Source organism: Nocardia anocheti, from assembly GCF_029675105.1.
Lineage (GTDB): Bacteria > Actinomycetota > Actinomycetes > Mycobacteriales > Mycobacteriaceae > Nocardia.
The window spans coordinates 162,735-178,525 of sequence record NZ_JAQQFV010000003.1 but is presented as its reverse complement, the minus strand read 5'-3'; the positions used below and the strand labels follow the sequence as shown (position 1 = coordinate 178,525).

17 protein-coding genes are annotated in these 15,791 nt (G+C 70.8%); 9 read left to right on the top strand and 8 right to left on the bottom strand.

Annotation, left to right across the window (positions count from 1 at the left end; genetic code table 11):
* Positions 1 to 236 precede the first annotated feature (236 nt).
* The 3 genes from QC180_RS08415 to QC180_RS08405 form a co-directional block, all read right to left on the bottom strand.
* Positions 237 to 731, bottom strand: a complete 495-nt coding sequence (locus QC180_RS08415; protein ID WP_278262068.1) for a hypothetical protein — start codon at positions 729 to 731, stop codon at positions 237 to 239.
* 74 nt (positions 732 to 805) lie between these two features.
* A complete protein-coding gene (locus QC180_RS08410; RefSeq protein ID WP_278262067.1) occupies positions 806 to 1,549 on the bottom strand; it encodes an oxygenase MpaB family protein in 744 nt (247 codons plus the stop codon).
* Between the two features lie 145 nt (positions 1,550 to 1,694).
* Entirely contained in the window at positions 1,695 to 2,348 is a 654-nt protein-coding gene (locus tag QC180_RS08405; protein WP_278262066.1) for an HAD family hydrolase, read from the bottom strand.
* A gap of 159 nt (positions 2,349 to 2,507) precedes the next feature.
* On the opposite strand from QC180_RS08405, the gene QC180_RS08400 reads away from it, so the two are divergent.
* From QC180_RS08400 to QC180_RS08365, 8 genes are all read left to right on the top strand, one after another.
* A complete protein-coding gene (locus QC180_RS08400) occupies positions 2,508 to 3,182 on the top strand; it encodes a PaaI family thioesterase (RefSeq protein ID WP_278262065.1) in 675 nt (224 codons plus the stop codon).
* 195 nt (positions 3,183 to 3,377) lie between these two features.
* A complete protein-coding gene (locus tag QC180_RS08395) occupies positions 3,378 to 4,145 on the top strand; it encodes a GntR family transcriptional regulator (protein ID WP_278262064.1) in 768 nt (255 codons plus the stop codon).
* Positions 4,146 to 4,373, top strand: coding sequence for a 4Fe-4S dicluster domain-containing protein (locus QC180_RS08390; protein WP_278262063.1), 228 nt, complete (start codon positions 4,146 to 4,148; stop codon positions 4,371 to 4,373). It begins immediately after the preceding gene.
* 20 nt (positions 4,374 to 4,393) lie between these two features.
* A complete protein-coding gene (locus QC180_RS08385) occupies positions 4,394 to 5,818 on the top strand; it encodes an ABC transporter substrate-binding protein (protein WP_278262062.1) in 1,425 nt (474 codons plus the stop codon).
* Positions 5,815 to 6,750 carry an ABC transporter permease gene (locus QC180_RS08380; protein WP_278262061.1) on the top strand — a complete coding sequence of 312 codons (936 nt, stop codon included), beginning with the start codon at positions 5,815 to 5,817 and terminating at the stop codon, positions 6,748 to 6,750. Before QC180_RS08385 ends, QC180_RS08380 begins: the two co-directional genes overlap by 4 nt.
* On the top strand, positions 6,747 to 7,484 hold the full coding sequence (locus QC180_RS08375) for an ABC transporter ATP-binding protein (RefSeq protein ID WP_278262060.1): 738 nt from the start codon (positions 6,747 to 6,749) through the stop codon (positions 7,482 to 7,484). The genes QC180_RS08380 and QC180_RS08375 overlap by 4 nt, the downstream gene beginning before the upstream one ends.
* Positions 7,481 to 10,216 carry a fumarate reductase/succinate dehydrogenase flavoprotein subunit gene (locus tag QC180_RS08370; RefSeq protein ID WP_278262059.1) on the top strand — a complete coding sequence of 912 codons (2,736 nt, stop codon included), beginning with the start codon at positions 7,481 to 7,483 and terminating at the stop codon, positions 10,214 to 10,216. Before QC180_RS08375 ends, QC180_RS08370 begins: the two co-directional genes overlap by 4 nt.
* A 206-nt stretch (positions 10,217 to 10,422) precedes the next feature.
* Positions 10,423 to 11,676, top strand: a complete 1,254-nt coding sequence (locus tag QC180_RS08365; protein ID WP_278262058.1) for a serine hydrolase — start codon at positions 10,423 to 10,425, stop codon at positions 11,674 to 11,676.
* Here QC180_RS08365 and cynR read toward each other — a convergent pair.
* From cynR to QC180_RS08350, 3 genes are read right to left on the bottom strand one after another with little or no spacing between them, the layout of a single operon-like run.
* Positions 11,669 to 12,556 carry a transcriptional regulator CynR gene (cynR, locus tag QC180_RS08360; RefSeq protein ID WP_278262057.1) on the bottom strand — a complete coding sequence of 296 codons (888 nt, stop codon included), beginning with the start codon at positions 12,554 to 12,556 and terminating at the stop codon, positions 11,669 to 11,671. The two genes, QC180_RS08365 and cynR, sit on opposite strands and share 8 nt — an antisense overlap.
* A gap of 52 nt (positions 12,557 to 12,608) precedes the next feature.
* A complete protein-coding gene (locus QC180_RS08355) occupies positions 12,609 to 13,193 on the bottom strand; it encodes an NAD-dependent epimerase/dehydratase family protein (protein WP_278262056.1) in 585 nt (194 codons plus the stop codon).
* 40 nt (positions 13,194 to 13,233) lie between these two features.
* Positions 13,234 to 13,515 carry a hypothetical protein gene (locus tag QC180_RS08350; protein WP_278262560.1) on the bottom strand — a complete coding sequence of 94 codons (282 nt, stop codon included), beginning with the start codon at positions 13,513 to 13,515 and terminating at the stop codon, positions 13,234 to 13,236.
* 279 nt (positions 13,516 to 13,794) lie between these two features.
* Between QC180_RS08350 and QC180_RS08345 the strand changes: the two genes are divergently transcribed.
* Positions 13,795 to 13,941, top strand: coding sequence for a hypothetical protein (locus QC180_RS08345; RefSeq protein WP_278262055.1), 147 nt, complete (start codon positions 13,795 to 13,797; stop codon positions 13,939 to 13,941).
* 54 nt (positions 13,942 to 13,995) lie between these two features.
* Here QC180_RS08345 and QC180_RS08340 read toward each other — a convergent pair whose 3' ends face one another.
* Positions 13,996 to 14,637, bottom strand: coding sequence for a response regulator (locus QC180_RS08340; RefSeq protein WP_278262054.1), 642 nt, complete (start codon positions 14,635 to 14,637; stop codon positions 13,996 to 13,998).
* Positions 14,634 to 15,782, bottom strand: a complete 1,149-nt coding sequence (locus tag QC180_RS08335; protein WP_278262053.1) for a sensor histidine kinase — start codon at positions 15,780 to 15,782, stop codon at positions 14,634 to 14,636. The genes QC180_RS08340 and QC180_RS08335 overlap by 4 nt, the downstream gene beginning before the upstream one ends.
* Between the last annotated feature and the right edge of the window lie 9 nt (positions 15,783 to 15,791).

Here is a 15,791-nt window from a genome sequence, read left to right as displayed (position 1 = left end):
ACCCTGGCCACCGCGGGCCTCGCGACCGCCCAGGAACCCGAACCGCCGTCGTCACCGCTGGTGGAGTACATCGAGTCCTGGCCGCCCGCACCGGCGGGCTGCGATCGGTACTGGGACCCGATCGAGGAAGCCGTCGAGGACTCCGTCCCGACCTGGGCCGAAGACGAGTTCGACGCCTTCGACGACTGGTGCGAGGCACCGAGGACGTCGCCGCCCCGATCCCCGGCTAGCCCGGCTCAGCCCAGCTCGAACCGCTCGTCGCCGAAGTCGAAGTCGGCGCCGAGCAGTTCGTCGGCCCTGGCCAGGGCGCTGTCGAGTTCGTCGGTGACCGAGTCCATGAGCGAGAGGCCGTCGAGCATCTCGGTCAGCTCGGCGCGCAGGGCGTCGAGTTCGCCCAGGTCGGGATCGACGGTGGTCCAGGCGACGGTGTCGCGCCACCAGCGGTCCCGCTGGATCCAGGACCAGACGATGTCGCGCACGAGCAGGGCGTCGGTGGTGAACAGCTGCCACTGCTCGTCGCCGTCGCCGTGTTCCACCTCGTAGGTGCCGTCGTCGAGGTAGCGGGCCTGGATGCGCTCGGTCGCCGAGCGCGTGAGCAGTAGGAACGGGTGGTCCGGCGCGGGATCGGTCGGCCCGTTCCCGGGCGCGAACGGGTCGACGACACGCGGCACGTCGACCCCGTCACCGACGTGCACGACGACCTCGGGCCGGTCTTCTTGTGCGGCACCCATCGCGCCAGTCTGCCGGAAAGCGGCCGCCCGGGCAGCATTCGCGGCGATCTCCCCGGCGGGCCACGGCGACGGATTCAGGCGGCGGCAGCGGTATCGGGTGGAGTTTCCACCGTGCGGGCGCAGCGTCGCCGCGCCCGCAGCACATGCTCGGGATCGCCCGCGACCAGGTCGAAGAGGAAGAACACCACCATCACCCCCAGCGTGTCGCACGCCACGAGCAGCCGGTTGCGGCGGATTCCCAGCTCCTCGGCGGCCCACGCGGGCAGCATGCCTACGATCACCGACAGCAGGATGTTGGCGCACACCCAGATGGGCACGCGGGACAGGGCGGCGACCAGACGCGCGAAGGGCTTCCCGAAGCGGCCGAACAGGGCGCCGACCCGACCGGACCCGTCCCGGCTGACCGTGCCACGCCAGGACCCGACCTCGTGCAGGATCCACCGGGCTTCCGCACGCGCGGCCGACCGGTCCGCCTCGGTGTCGGCCAGCTCGCCCCGCACCGCCGACCAGTAGGCCGCCACCTCGGCGCCGGTGCGCGGTACCCCGGTGCCACCGAGCCGCTCCCCGATCGGCGCGATATCCGACCAGTACCGGTCGACCTCGGCCGGTGCGAGGGGACGACCGCCCAGCAGGGCCGCGGGCTGATGACCGAGCACCCGCCACGCGGGACTGTCCGGCCCGGTCATCCCCTGATCACCGGGCGGCCCGTCGTAGGACTCCCACGGCAGATAGTCGGCATCGAGAATCGCCACCGGCAGTCCGTGCAGGAGGGGACGCGGGCTGAAGCGCCGCCACACCGGGTCCGTCGACGATGTCATGCGTCCTCCAGACACCCACTGCCACTACGAATTTCCGTCACCGTACCGTGAACACCCGAATTCGTCGATGCGAAACGGTACCGCCGCGGTGATGACGCGGACAGTGCGCGACGTCGAGGATCTCGACGGCAGTTTCCGGGCGGGGTCAGGGGCCGGTGACGACCTCGGTAGTGAGTTGGTCGAGGGAATCGAGGACCACGGCGGCCTCGGCGAGGGCGTCGGGTTCCGGCGGGAATTCCGGGCGGGGTATCGCGATGACGCGCAGACCGGCGGTGTGGGCGGAGCGCAGGCCGTTGGTGGAGTCCTCGATCGCGGTGCAGGTGTCCGGGTCGACGCCGAGGCGCTGGGCGATGGTGAGGTAGACGTCCGGAGCGGGCTTGCCGCGGCCCACCTCCTCGGTCGACAGGATGGCCGAGAAGTTCTCCAGCAGGCCGGTTTTCGCGAGCACGAGGTCGATCAGGGATCGGGGCGAGGAGCTGGCCAGGCCGAGTTTCCACTGTCCGGCGCAGCGCCGCACGGCCTCGACGGCGCCGGGCAGCAGCGGGACGCTGTGGGCGTAGTGGTCGGCCATCAGGTCGATGACCTTGGTGGAGATGTCGTCGAGCGGCATCGCCACGCCCAGGTCGTCGCTCATGTAGGCGGCCCACTCGGTGGTGCTCATGCCCATCATCTTGCGCTGCGAATCCGGTTGCCACCGGCCACCTTTGAGGTCGACGTACTCGTGCCGAACCTGTTCCCAGACCGGCTCGGAATCGATGAGCACCCCGTCCATGTCGAACACAACCGCCGCGATACCCATGCGCCCAGCCTTTCGCCGTTGCCGTACGTCCAGACCCTGCTCGGTGATCGGCACCAGCCTAATAGAGGCGGGGCCCGGGCGGTGAGACGCGTCACGGCCACACGCCGAACCGGGACACCGGACGCGAACATCCAGCTCGGCAGCGATAACGTGTTGCATATGGACGATACACAGGCTGCCAACGCGCTGCCGGACGCCGAGCATCACGAGGGCGGGTTCCGGCCGGTGGCCGACCTGATCCAGCAGCGCAAGGAGCGCGGGCTCGACCTCACCGTGGGCGGCCCGCACTACGGCGAACTGGTCGAGCAGGCCCGCGACCTGATGGACCGCATCCGCCTGATCAGTCCGTCCGACGAGCTGGCCAAGGAAGCCATCGCGACGCTCGAGCAGCTCAACGCGCGCCTGGACGCGGCGGTGGTGGACGAGTGGTCCTCGCCCAGCTGGACCCGCACCGATCTGCCCGCGCGCGGCAACATCACCCTGCCGCCCTACACCGTGAACAGCGCCGACGTCGACGGTGTCACCGTGACGCTGACCTTCCGCACCTTCCACCTCGGTGGCAACAACGCCGCGCACGGCGGGCACATCGCGCTGGCCTTCGACGACGTCCTCGGCATGACCGCGGCCGTGCACACCAAGGCCGTGACGCGCACCGCCTCGCTCACCGTGGACTACCGCTCGATCACGCCGCTGAACAAGGAACTGACCGTGCGCGGCTGGACCGAGCGGGTCGAGGGCCGCAAGGTCTACCTGCGCGCGACCCTGCACGACGGCGAGCGGCTCTGCGCCGAGGCGCACGGTCTGTTCATCATGTTGCAGCCCGGTCAGCCCTGAGAACCACCCCGCGGGCGACAATTCGATCGGCCTGATCCTAATGTCGCCCGCACCGGCCGGGGTGGCGCAATAGCCGCGCGTGACCGCATCCACGCAGGTCGTCCGCCGCGCCACCCGGCGTAGAAACATCCGCTGAATCCGGGGCTCCCGCACGCCGGGATGGTGGCCCCGAAATCGCCACTATCGTCGCTGTTCATGCAGGTCAGCGAGAAAACGGCAGCCACACCGATCCGTGGCCAGCGTGCCGATCGGGCGCGCCGGGTGGCCGACATCCTGCGCCACCAGATCCTGGCGGGCGCGGTGCAGGGCACCCTGCCCGGCGAGCAGCAGCTCGCCGCCGAGCACGGCACCTCCCGCAACACCGTGCGCGAGGCCCTGGCCCTGCTGCGCGACGAGGGCCTCATCGATCGCGCGCCCAAGGTCGGCACCCGGGTGGCCGCGCGCAAATTCGACCACGGTCTCGACGCCCTGCTAGGCCTGCAGGAGACCCTCAAGGAACACGGCACCGTCCGCAACGAGGTGCGCGCCGCCACCACCGTCACCGCTCCCCCGGCGGTCGCGCGCCGTCTCGAACTGGCGCCCGGGGAACGCGTGGTCTACATCGAGCGGCTGCGTTTCCTGGCCGATCTGCCGCTGAGCCTGGATCTGACCTATCTCGCGCCCGATATCGGCGCCGAGGTGCTCGCGCACGATCTCGAGACCACCGATGTGTTCGTGCTGCTCGAGCAGGTCACCGGGCAGTCGCTCGGCGCGGCCGAGCTCGCCCTGGAAGCGGTGGCGGCCGACCCGCACACCGCCACCACCCTCGACACCCCCGCGGGCGCGCCGCTACTCATGCTCGAGCGCCTGACCCATCTCGACGACGGCAGACCCGTCGATCTCGAGTACATCCGCCTGCGCGGTGACCGCATCACCATGCGCGGCAGCCTCACCCGCAGCGCTCCCGAATGGAAGGTCCTCTAGATGGCTCTGGTCCCCCAGCGCGCCGACGTCCCGGTGACGGTCGACGAATCGCTGTGCATCACCGGTTGCACCCTGTGCGTGGACATGTGTCCGCTCGATTCCCTTGCCATCCACGAGGATTCGGGCAAGGCCTATATGCACGTCGACGAGTGCTGGTACTGCGGGCCGTGCGCCGCGCGCTGCCCCACCGGTGCCGTCACCGTCAACATGCCCTATCTGCTCCGCTGAACCACACCGGGATTCCACGCATGAAGCTCACTCGTCTCGTTCCCCTCGCGCTGGCCCTCGCGCTCACCGCGGCGGGCTGCTCGCTCGAGAACTCCGATGCCGCGCCCGAGGGCACCGTGAAGGTCGTCGTCGGTTACCAGTCCAAGACCATCAACACCGTCACCGCCGGTACTCTGCTGCGCGCCCAGGGCTACCTCGAGCAGCGGTTGCAGAAGCTCACCGACGCGGGCGGCGCGAAATACCAGGTGGAGTGGCAGGACTACGACACCGGCGCGCCGATCACCGCGCAGATGGTGGCCGAGAAGATCGACATCGGTTCGATGGGCGATTACCCGCTGCTGATCAACGGCTCGCGCACCCAGGCCAACGAACGCGCCCGCACGGAGCTGGTGTCGATCACCGGCTACAACCCCAAGGGCGCGCTGAACATGGTGGTGGTGCCCAATGATTCGCCCGCCCGCGCGCTGACCGATCTGGCCGGACAGAAGATCTCGGCCAGTGTCGGTTCGGCCGGGCACGGCACCCTGGTGCAGGCACTCAGCCGCGCCGGGATCGATCCGGCCAAGGGTGTGGAGGTGCTCAACCAGCAGCCGCAGGTCGGGGCGACGGCACTGGAATCGCATCAGGTGGGCGCGCTGTCGCAGTTCGTGGCGTGGCCGGGGCTGCTGGTGCAGCAGAACAAGGCCAAGTTGCTCTACGACGGCGCCGAACTGAATGTGCCGACCTTCCACGGCGTGGTCGCCCGGCGGGCCTACGCCGCCGACCATCCCGAGGTGCTGCAGGCGTTCCTGGCCGCGCAGCTCGACGCGACCGCGTTCCTCAACGAGAAGCCGTTCGAGGCCGCCGACATCGTGGCGAAGGGGTCGGGGCTGCCGCAGGAAGTCGTCTACCTCTACAACGGTCCCGGCGGCACCAGCTTCGACACCACCCTCAAGCCGAGCCTGATCGCGGCATTCAAGGACGACGTCAACTATCTGAAGTCCATCGGTGACTTCGCCGAACTCGACATCGACGCCTTCGTCCAGGACGGTCCGCTGCGCGAGGCCTACCAGGGGCGTGGCGACTACGCCGCCGATCTGGCCTCGGGCACCAACCCCAGCAAGGTCACCGGCACCGACCCGGTCTGCGGGGTGCCCGTCACCGATCCCGCGCTGGCCGGTGAGGTCTGGGTGGAGGGCGCCGACAAGCCGCAGCCCGCCGCGAACCCCGCCTGCCTGCTGCGCGCGGTGCGGGCCGCCGAGGCGCAGGGCAAGACCGTGCGCGCGGTCTACCTCCCCGACGCCGAGCTGGGCACCCGCTGGTTCGCCGACAAGGCGATCTGGCTGCGCGAGGGCGAGCGCTACCTGCCGTTCACCACGCAGTCCGCGGCCGACCGCTATCGCGCCGCCCACGCCGGTGCCACCCTGGTGACCTACCGGCAGGCCGTGACGGAGGTCCGCGGATGAGCGCGGTATCCGAACAGCGCACCCCGGTCACGGCCAGCGTCGATCCCGTTGCGGCGCAGGCGGCCTCGATCACGAGCACCGACAGCGACGGCGTGGCGGCCCAGGTCGACGGGCCGCTCGCGGTGGCGGCGGAGCCAGCGATCCCCGCGCCGGGCAGATCGGTGTGGGTGTCGCGTGCCATCCGGATCACCTCGGTCGCGGTCGCGATCGGCCTGTGGCAGGCGCTCACCGCCGGTGACGTGCGCTTCGGGCTGCGGTTCGACACGTTGCCGACGGTGACCGAGATCGTCGCCGAGTTCGGCGAGCACCTGGGCACCGGCCAGTACTACCTGGATGTGGCGCAGTCGCTGATCCGCATCGTCACCGGGTTCGGCCTCGCGGCGGTGGTCGGAGTGCTGGCCGGGATCGGTTTGGGGCGTTCGCGATTGCTCGCCGACGTGTTCGGCCCGCTGGCCGAGTTGATCCGTCCGATCCCGGCGATCGCGCTGGTCCCGGTGGCGATCCTGCTGTTCCCCAGCGACGAGTCCGGCATCGTGTTCATCACCTTCACCGCCTCGCTGTTCCCGGTGCTGGTGAGCACCCGGCACGCCACCCGCGCCCTGCCCACCATCTGGGAGGACGCGGTCCGCACGCTCGGCGCGTCCCGGCGCGAGGTGCTCACCCGCGTCGTCGTGCCGGGCATCCTGCCTGGTGTGTTCAGCGGCCTGTCGGTGGGCATGGGTGTGGCGTGGATCTGTCTGATCTCCGCGGAGATGATCTCCGGGCGCCTGGGTATCGGCTATCGCACCTGGCAGTCCTACACCATCGTCGACTACCCCGCCGTGTTCGTCGGCATGATCACCATCGGCGTCCTCGGCTTCCTCACCTCCGGCATCGTCGAACTGGCAGGCCGCCGGGTCACCCGCTGGCTGCCCAGAGAGGTCGCGTCATGACCACCACCCTCGCCCCCGTCTCCACCGGCATGCGGCTGGACCTGGACTCGGTCCGGATCAGCTACGGCGCCAAGACCGTCGTGCACGACATCGATCTCGCGGTCGCGGCCGGAGAGATCCTGGTGCTGGTCGGCAAATCCGGCTGCGGCAAGTCCACCCTGCTGCGCGCGATCGCGGGCCTGCGTCAGCCCAGCGGTGGCGTGATCCGCGCCGACGACGACACCGTCACCGGCCCGTCGGCCGATCGCGCCCTGGTGTTCCAGGACGACGCGCTGCTGCCGTGGCGCACCGCCCGTGCCAATGTCGACCTGGCACTGCGGCTTCGGGGTGTGCCCCGAGCCGAGCGCGCGACCCGCTCGCGACGCTGGCTCGACGAGGTCGGACTCACCGGCTACGCCGACTACCTGCCGCGCGACCTGTCCGGCGGCATGCGTCAGCGGGTGCAGCTGGCCCGCAGCCTGGCCGGGTCGCCACGCGCGGTGCTCATGGACGAGCCGTTCGGCGCGCTCGACAGCCAGACCCGCACCGAGATGCAGCGCCTGCTGATCGAGACCTGGCGCGCCCATCCCACCACCATCGTTTTCGTCACCCACGACCTCGACGAGGCCCTGCTGCTGGGCGATCGGATCGCCGTGCTCGGCGCCGGTGCGCTGCGCGCGGTCGTCGAGGTGCCCGAGCCGCGTTCCGCGGTGGACCGCAGTGAGCTGCGGGACCGGATCCTGGAGCTACTGTGAACATTCCCGAGCTGTCCGAGCGCGTGCGGCTGGATTGCGATGTCCTGGTGATCGGCGGCGGCACCGCGGGCACCATGGCCGCGCTGACCGCGGCCGAGTCCGGCGCGAACGTGCTGCTGCTGGAGAAGGCGCACGTGCGCCACTCCGGGGCGTTGGCCATGGGCATGGACGGGGTCAACAACGCCGTCATCCCGGGTAAGGCCGAACCGGAGGACTACGTCGCCGAGATCACCAGGGCCAATGACGGCATCGTCGACCAGCGCACCGTGTATCAGACCGCGACCCGCGGTTTCGCCATGGTGCAGCGGCTCGAGCGCTACGGCGTGAAGTTCGAGAAGGACGAGTACGGCGAGTACGCGGTGCGCCGGGTGCATCGCTCGGGGTCGTATGTGTTGCCGATGCCCGAGGGCAAGGATGTGAAGAAGGCGCTGTATCGCGTGCTGCGCCAACGGAAGATGCGCGAGCGGATCCAGATCGAGAACCGGTTGATGCCGGTGCGGGTGCTCACCGAGAACGGGCGCGCGGTGGGAGCCGCCGCGTTGAACACGCGCACCGGCGAGTTCGTGGCGGTGGGCGCGAAGGCGGTGATCCTGGCGACCGGTCCGTGCGGTCGGCTCGGCCTGCCCGCCTCGGGCTATCTGTACGGCACCTACGAGAACCCGACCAATGCCGGGGACGGCTACGCGATGGCGTATCACGCCGGGGCGGAGCTGTCGGGAATCGAGTGCTTCCAGATCAATCCGCTGATCAAGGACTACAACGGTCCCGCGTGCGCCTATGTCGCCAACCCGTTCGGCGGCTACCAGGTCAATGCCGAGGGTGAGCGGTTCGTCGACTCCGACTACTGGTCGGGACAGATGATGGCCGAGGTCAAGCAGGAGATCGAATCCGCGCGCGGACCCATCTATCTCAAGGTCTCGCACCTGCCCGACGAGACGCTGTCCACCCTCGAATCGATCCTGCACACCACCGAGCGTCCGACCCGCGGCACCTTCCACGCCAATCGCGGCCACGACTACCGCACCCACGACATCGAGATGCACATCTCCGAGATCGGTTTGTGCAGTGGACATTCCGCGTCGGGTGTCTGGGTGGACGAGAACGCGCGCACCACGGTGCCCGGCCTCTACGCGGCGGGGGATCTGGCGTGCGTGCCGCACAACTACATGATCGGCGCGTTCGTCTACGGCGATCTGGCCGGTGCGCACGCGGCCTCGACCCTCGGGCAGGTCGCCGCACCGGCGGAACTGCCCGAGGACCAGCTCGCCGACGCGCACGAACTGATCTACCGCCCGCTGCGTCAGCCGGAGGGGCCACCGCAGCCGCAGGTGGAGTACAAGCTGCGCCGCTTCGTCAACGACTATGTGGCCCCGCCCAAGACCGCGGCCAAGCTGTCGATCGCGGTGGAGACCTTCGAGCGGATGCGCGGCGAGGTCGAGGGCATCGGAGCGCGCACACCCCACGAGCTGATGCGCGCGGCGGAGGTGTCGTTCATCCGCGACTGCGCGGAGATGGCGGCGCGCAGTTCGCTGACCCGCACCGAATCGCGCTGGGGGCTCTATCACGACCGCGCCGACCTGCCCGAGCGTGACGACGCCGCGTGGAACTTCCACCTGAACCTGCGCAAGACCGCCGACGGCGAGATGGAGTTCCTGAAGCGCTCGGTGGCGCCGTACCTGGTGCCGGTGCCGGGCCTGGACGATGTGCCCTCCGCCGAGCCGATCGTGGAGATCGTCGCCCAGCCGGAACTGGTCGGCACGCGGGCGCCGCAGCACGACGCGCCGGTGCGTAGTCAGCCGGTGGCGACCACGCCGTCCTCGCCGCGACTGGTCACCCTGCTGGCGCTGGATTCGCCTGCGGTCGAGGAGGTTTCGAGCTATCTGACCGACCCCGACCCGGTGGTCCGGGTGGCGGCGCTGTCGGTGCTCACCGAGAACACCCCCGACGGTTTCGCCGACGAACTGGTGCGCGCGCTCGGTGACGAGGCGGCCTCGGTGCGGCGGGCCGCCACCGAGAGTCTGCGCGAGCTGGTCGAGGTGCTGCCGGGCGCCGGTGCGCTGGCGGATCATCTCGGCTCGCCCGATCCGCTGGTCCGGGCGACCGTCGTCGACCTGCTGCGGGCACTGCGTGCCGGTTCGGCCACCGACTACCGTGCGGCGCTGGGCGATGCCGACCATCGGGTGCGGATCGAGGCGGTCCGCGCGCTGGTCTCCCTCGACGACGCCGACGCGGTGGCCTCGATCGCCGCGGACGTGAACCGGGAGGTGCGGATCGCCGTCGCCCAGGGTCTCGCGTCCATCGGCACGGGCGGGATCGAGGTGGTCCGGGTTCTCATCGCCGACCCCGATCCGCTGGTGCGCGCCGCCGCGCTGACCGCGTTCGCGGCACTGCGCCCCAGCGCCGAGGACGTCGTGGAACTCGCTGTGGGACTGCGGCATTCCGCCTGGCAGGTGCGAGTCGGCGCGGCGCGCGGACTGGCGGGCGCGGTACCGGAGGCGGCCGTGACGCCGCTGACCGAGGCACTCGCGGACCGCCACCTCGATGTCCGCAAGGCCGCCGTACTCGCCCTGGCGACCTGGCCGGGTGACGGTGCCGCCGTGGACGCGCTGGAGACCGCCGTGGCCGATCCCGACGCCGATGTGCGCGCCTACGCCCGCCGGGCCGTCGTGGCGGCCGGGCGCACCCCGGTCGACCCGGCCAGGGCTGGCGCGCTGACCGAAGTCCCCGCGTGAGCAACGCCGGTCGGGGATCGTGCCGGGGCACCGCGCGATCCCCGTTCCGGCGCGCGGTGCCGACCGGCGCGGGCCAGCTCCCGACCTCCGACGGGCCACGGCCCGAGGCGGTCACCGACCGACTGTTCGCCTCGTTTGCGCAGGTCAGCACGCCGAGGTGTCTTCGTCACAGTGTCGGTGATCCGCGGCGTCGCTAGGGTGGGGCCATGAGCGCACGAACCGGCAGTGTGGTGACCGTCGCCGAGGATCTGGACGCGGTGACGACCATCGGACCCGAGGACGATCCCCGCGCGGCGGGCACGTCGCCCGAGGCGGTGGCGCGGCTGTGGGCGTCGGTGCGCGACTGGTACGCGCTGGGGACCACGCCCGCGATCCAGGTGTGTCTGCGCCGCGACGGCAGGATCGTGCTGAACCGGGCCATCGGCCACGGCTGGGGCAACGCCCCCCACGACGCGCCGGAGGCCGAGAAGATCCTCGTCACCCCGGACACCCCGTTCTGCGGGTTCTCCACCGCCAAGGGTGTCGCGGCGACGGTGATGTCCATGCTCGTCGAGCAGGGCGCGTTCGCGCTGAACGATCCGGTGTGCCACTACATTCCGGAGTTCGCGACACATCGCAAGGACCGGATCACCATCGGTCACGTGCTGTCGCATTCCGCGGGCGTCCCGTTCATCACCCCGCCCTATCGGGGCAGCGAGGTGGTGCCGGACGAGGAACTGGCCCTGGCGGCGCTCACCGATCTGGTGCCGAGCTGGCCGCCCGGCCGGTTCCGGGTCTACCACGCGCTCACCAGCGGGTTGATCCAACGGCTGCTGGTGCAGCGGGCCACCGGCAAGCGGATGCGCGAACATCTCGCCGAGCAGGTGTTGACCCCGCTGGGCTTCCGCTGGACCACCTTCGGCGTCGATCCCGTCGATATCGACAAGGTCGTGCCGAGCGTGAAGACCGGTCCCCCGCCCTCGCGCCTGGCGCTGTTCCTGGCCCGCAAGGCCCTCGGCGGACGGATGGACAAGGCGTCCAAGGGCGACAACGACGCCTTCCTCACCTCCGAACTGCCCTCCGGCAATCTCGTCACCACCGCCTCGGAGCTGTCGCGCTTCTACGAAATCCTCACGCGCGGTGGCGAACTCGATGGCGTACGGATCATCCGACCCACCACCCTCCGCGACGCGATCCGGCCCGCCGACCGGATTCCCGGTGCGGCGGGGCGGGTCAGCCGGGCGGGGTTCGAGCTGGGTGGACGCCGCTCGAAATTCGGCCGCGACACCCGATTCCATTTCGGCCGAAGCGGTTTGACGACCCAGTACGGCTGGGCCGATCCCGAACGGGGGCTCTCCGGGGCGATCCTCACCAGCGGCAAGGCGGCCACCGACACCGACCGGCCCTGGCAGCTGGTCTCCCAGGTATCCGGCCTGCTGCCACGCCTCGATCGCGCTCCGGAGTGGCTCGACGTCAGGTGATCTCCGCGGCGTCGTCACAGGCGGTCGCGACGAAGGCGCGCGCGGCGGCCGAGTGATAGGCGCTGGCGCGGCGCAACAGTTCCATCGTGCGGCGGGGAACGACGGGATCGAGGGGCACCGGGCGCAGGTCGGGGTGGGCGCGGGCGATCGCGTCGGGCAGGACGGTGCCGAGCGCGCCACAGCGGGTGACCTCGATGAGGGCGCTGATGGAATTGGCCTCGAGCGCGACGCGCGGGGCGAGACCGCGGTCGGCCAGGTAGGCGTCGATGTGGGCGCGGGTGGCGAAGTCGGGGCGCAGCAGCGCCAGTGGTTCGTCGGCCAGCTGCCCGACCGGCAGCGGGGCGGACCGCCCGGCCAGGGCGTGGTCCGCGCCGACGACCAGGCTCAGGGACTCGGTGCCCAGCGCGGTGGCGTCGATGCCGGGGGCGTGGGTGCCGCTGAATGCGATGCCCACGTCGACGGTGTCGGCGAGCAGGTCCTCTTCGAGCCGGTCCTGGGTGGTTTCGGTGAGCGCGACGGTGATGCCGGGGTGGGCGCGGTGGAACCGGTCGATCAGCGGGCCGATGAGGTAGGCGGTGATGGTCGGGGTCATCGCGACGCGCAGGTGTCCTCGGCGCAGATCCCGCACATCGTGCATCGCGCGCTCTCCGGCCTCGAGGTCGCGAAGGGCGTTGCGGGCGTGCTCGGTGTAGACCCGACCGGCGTCGGTCAGGCGCACCGTGCGTCCGGTGCGGTCGAGCATTTGCGCGCCGAGCAGTCGCTCGAGCTGTTTGATCTGCTGCGAGAGCGTCGGTTGGGAGATGTGCAGCGCCTCGGCCGCCCGGGTGAAGTTCCCGTGCTCGGCGACGGCGAGCAGGTACCGGACGTGGCGCAGCTCCATGCCTCGATGGTAGATAGTGACTATCGACGAGGCCCGTAGCGCGTGACGCTCGCTATGCCGGGTCGACGATCACCACGGTGCCGGTGGGCGCGTCGAGCAGTTCCAGCGTCCGCGCCGCGGCGGTGTCGACGTGGACGCGCGGCGGCTGCGGCGGTGTCGTCTCGTAATAGGTGCCGGGACCGTAGAACTGGCCGTAGCGCAGCACGACCCCGCCCGCGTCCAGCACGGCGGCCTCGTGGGCGGCGATCACCGCGCCGCGACCGGCGGGTGGTTCCCAGGCGATGCTCTGGGCCAGGAACCGCGACGCACCGGCGGCCGCGGCCGCCGCCAACAGGTTCGCGGTGCCCTCGGTGCGGATGCGGGCATTGGCCTCGCCGGAGCTCGCCAGCTCGGCGACGTCGTCGGGCAGGTCGGTGAGCTGGTGCAGCACCAGTTCGGGGGCGAACGCCGTGACCGCCGCGGCCAGCGCGGCCGCGTCGTAGACATCGAGGACCACCGGCTCGGCTCCGGCGGCGCGGAGCGCGTCGGCCTTGGCCGGGGAGCGGGTCAGCCCGGCCACCTCGTGGCCCGCGCCGATCAGCAAGGGCAACAGGCGGGTTCCGATGACGCCGGTCGCTCCGGCGAGAAAGATGCGCACGCCCCGACCCTAGTCGGGGCGGCACGTCACGGCGTGGCGCTCACGCGCCGATCACCGCGTTCATGATGGTGCCCGCGCTGGTGGCGACCGCGCCGCCCGCCATCGCGCTGGCGATCATCTTCGGGGACTGCAGACCGCCGCCGCTCCACTTCTCCCAGGCGAAGCGGCCGCCACCGTAGGTGATGGCGGTGACGCCGGACAGCAGGATCATCCAGGTGAAATACCGGCCCAACTGCAGGATCTTCTCCGCCATCGGCGGCGCCTCCGGCGTGGGATTGCCGACTTGCGCGAGAACGGCGCTGTCCAACACAGCCAGGATCATGCTCACGATCGTTGCTCCTTCGTCGGGTATTCGTGGTGAAGCCGATGTCGAGAACTCGTGACGCGGTGGAACCCAGATCGATTGAACATTCAACCTCAGAAGCGAGGGGGTGACGCGGGTGACACTCCAGCTGATACATGATCGCGATCACACGCGCCGGGCCGTGCCCTCCTGGCACCCGGCCCCTACGATCGAGTACGCGGGGCTTGTCCACGATCGGCGCGACGAGGCGCTGACCACCACCTTCATCGCACGCCTACCGTACCGCGAGGAGGGCACATGGCTTTCCTGATCCCCTTGATCGCCGCGTTTCTTCTGGTGACCGCAACAGTGGTAGTGACGTCCTACGCCACGGTGTCGCTGACCTATTGGTTTGAATCACGCCGGATCCGTCCGGACCAGTCCGACCCCCAACCAGCACGCTGACCCACCCCGCCCCGCCTGTGCCCCGTGACCACCCCGGTCGCGGGGCACCGTCGGTTACAGCTCCAGTCCGGCCTGGACGGCGATCACCGCGGCCTGGACGCGCGACCGCACGCCCAGTTTGCCCAGCACCCGGGAGACGTGGGTCTTCACGGTGGCCTCGCCGATGTGCAGGCGGCGGCCGATCTGGTGATTCGACAGCCCGGCGCCCAACCCCGCGAGCACCTGCCGTTCCCGGTCGGTGAGGGTGGACAGGTCGGGCGCGGACCCCGCCGCGGTCGCCCTGGGCAGCGCGGCGATCACCGCCCGGGTGACCTTGGGGTCGAGCACCGCGTCGCCCTCGGCCACGGCGAGCACGGCGCGGACCAGTTCGTCACCGCCGACGGATTTGAGCAGGAAACCGCTCGCGCCCGCCGCGAGCGCGCCCAGGACATAGTCGTCGATGGCGAAGGTGGTGAGCACCAGGACCTTGGCGTCGGTGTCGGCGACCACCGCGGCGGTGGCCTCCAGCCCGTCGACGCGCGGCATGCGGACATCCATGAGCACCACATCGGGGCGCAGCGCCCTGGCCTGGGTGACCGCGGCGCGACCGTCGCCCGCCTCTCCGACCACGCGCACCTGCCCGGAGGACTCGAGCAGCATGGTGATACCGGCGCGGATCGTGGCGTGGTCGTCGGCGACCACCACCGTCACCGTCATCGCTGCCCCAGCGGCAGCCGCAGACGCACGCGCCACCGGCCGTCCTCGGCGGCCGCGGTGAGCGTGCCGTCCATCGATTCGGCGCGAAAGGCCATGTTGCGCAATCCGTTCCCCTCCCCGACCGCTCTGCCCGGCTCGATCGGATTCGACGCCGTCACCACCACCCGCGACGCCTCGCGGCGCAACTCGATCTCCAGCGGAGCGCCCGGCGCGTGCCTGGTCGCGTTGGCGATGGTCTCGCCGAGGATACGGGTGATCACCGATTCGACGGCGGTCGGCAGGGCGAGGTCGTCGGCGCCGTGCAGGGTCACCGCGCCACCGGCGGCGTGCGCGGCGTCGATCAGGCCGTCCAGCGACGACAGACGGGCGGTGACGGCGGTGTCGTCGGGGGTGGTCAGCAGGTCGATCGTCGCGCGCATCTCGTCGAGGGCGGCCAGACTGCCCGCCCGGATGCTGCCGAGCACGGCGGTGTTGCCGGGGTCCTTCAGCGCGACCTCGGCCAGGATGGCCACCGCCGAGAGATGACCGGCCACCGTGTCGTGCAGGTCCCTGGCGACGCGCCTGCGTTCCTCGCCGAGGGCGGCACCGCGTTCGGCGTCGCGGGCGGCGAGTTCGGCGCGGGCGGCGTTGCGTTCCACCCCGACCATCCGACGTGAGGAGCGCACGGCCCGCGCGTATCCCAGCGGCGACCAGGTGAGCGCCACCCCGATCAGCGCGGTGTACAGCGCCGCCCTGACCCCGAATACGGTCAGTGCCAGCAGGGCGCCACCGGCGGTGACCAGCACCGCGAACCAGCCGACCACCAGCCCGAGCCGGTCCGACCCGGTGCTGACGGCCAGAAAGATCACGTCGGTGAGCGCGATCCACAGCGGCAGCGAGGGGCCGAGCGCGAAATCACCGGCCAGCAGCGCGACCATCAGGCCGAAGGCGAGCGCGGGTCGGCGCTGAGCGGTGAGCTGGATGGCGAAGGCTGCGCCCAGCAGCGCGAGTTTCGCCGGGGGCGGATACAGGTCGCGGTCGATGACGACCGCCCAACCGCCCGCGGCCCACAGCAGCAGGCCGACCAGGAAGACCCCGACCGCGGCGGCGGTCGCGCTGTCGAAGACGTCCGCGAGCCGGTCGAGGGGTGAGCGGGGCGCGGGCATGCCTCATTC

What these genes read in the sequence shown, in the direction of transcription:
- QC180_RS08390 (WP_278262063.1), top strand. Translation starts at nt 4,146, where the DNA reads ATGGCTCTGGTCCCCCAGCGCGCCGACGTCCCGGTGACGGTCGACGAA.
- QC180_RS08375 (WP_278262060.1), top strand. Translation starts at nt 6,747, where the DNA reads ATGACCACCACCCTCGCCCCCGTCTCCACCGGCATGCGGCTGGACCTG.
- QC180_RS08335 (WP_278262053.1), bottom strand. Translation starts at nt 15,782, where the DNA reads ATGCCCGCGCCCCGCTCACCCCTCGACCGGCTCGCGGACGTCTTCGAC.
- QC180_RS08340 (WP_278262054.1), bottom strand. Translation starts at nt 14,637, where the DNA reads ATGACGGTGACGGTGGTGGTCGCCGACGACCACGCCACGATCCGCGCC.
- QC180_RS08395 (WP_278262064.1), top strand. Translation starts at nt 3,378, where the DNA reads ATGCAGGTCAGCGAGAAAACGGCAGCCACACCGATCCGTGGCCAGCGT.
- cynR (WP_278262057.1), bottom strand. Translation starts at nt 12,556, where the DNA reads ATGGAGCTGCGCCACGTCCGGTACCTGCTCGCCGTCGCCGAGCACGGG.
- QC180_RS08345 (WP_278262055.1), top strand. Translation starts at nt 13,795, where the DNA reads ATGGCTTTCCTGATCCCCTTGATCGCCGCGTTTCTTCTGGTGACCGCA.
- QC180_RS08380 (WP_278262061.1), top strand. Translation starts at nt 5,815, where the DNA reads ATGAGCGCGGTATCCGAACAGCGCACCCCGGTCACGGCCAGCGTCGAT.
- QC180_RS08350 (WP_278262560.1), bottom strand. Translation starts at nt 13,515, where the DNA reads ATGATCCTGGCTGTGTTGGACAGCGCCGTTCTCGCGCAAGTCGGCAAT.
- QC180_RS08400 (WP_278262065.1), top strand. Translation starts at nt 2,508, where the DNA reads ATGGACGATACACAGGCTGCCAACGCGCTGCCGGACGCCGAGCATCAC.
- QC180_RS08410 (WP_278262067.1), bottom strand. Translation starts at nt 1,549, where the DNA reads ATGACATCGTCGACGGACCCGGTGTGGCGGCGCTTCAGCCCGCGTCCC.
- QC180_RS08365 (WP_278262058.1), top strand. Translation starts at nt 10,423, where the DNA reads ATGAGCGCACGAACCGGCAGTGTGGTGACCGTCGCCGAGGATCTGGAC.
- QC180_RS08385 (WP_278262062.1), top strand. Translation starts at nt 4,394, where the DNA reads ATGAAGCTCACTCGTCTCGTTCCCCTCGCGCTGGCCCTCGCGCTCACC.
- QC180_RS08415 (WP_278262068.1), bottom strand. Translation starts at nt 731, where the DNA reads ATGGGTGCCGCACAAGAAGACCGGCCCGAGGTCGTCGTGCACGTCGGT.
- QC180_RS08405 (WP_278262066.1), bottom strand. Translation starts at nt 2,348, where the DNA reads ATGGGTATCGCGGCGGTTGTGTTCGACATGGACGGGGTGCTCATCGAT.